Source organism: Akkermansia sp. GGCC_0220 (assembly GCF_017566105.1).
Lineage (GTDB): Bacteria > Verrucomicrobiota > Verrucomicrobiia > Verrucomicrobiales > Akkermansiaceae > Akkermansia > Akkermansia massiliensis.
The window spans coordinates 1-225 of the sequence record NZ_JABFCI010000124.1 but is presented as its reverse complement, the minus strand read 5'-3'; the positions used below and the strand labels follow the sequence as shown (position 1 = coordinate 225).

Genomic DNA, 225 nt, shown 5'->3' with positions numbered 1-225 from the left:
CCATGCGGCTGTATTGAGCCATCAAGAGGATTGTAGAGGAAGAGCGACTGAGCGCCATTACCCTCAGCTGCTTCCGCCTGATAGACCAAACGGGAACCACCGGCTGCCTTGCCCTTGCCTTGCTGAACGACGAAGGAATCATTGCCGGATGTGAAGGCGATTTGCAATCCGTCTTCACCATGCTGGCCGTAAAAGTGCTGACGGGGAAAAACTCCTTCATGGCCA

1 pseudogene is annotated in these 225 nt (G+C 54.7%); it reads left to right on the top strand.

Annotated features, from left to right (window positions below):
- A pseudogene (locus HJW02_RS14370) lies at window positions 1-225 on the top strand (fucose isomerase); the annotation flags it as partial.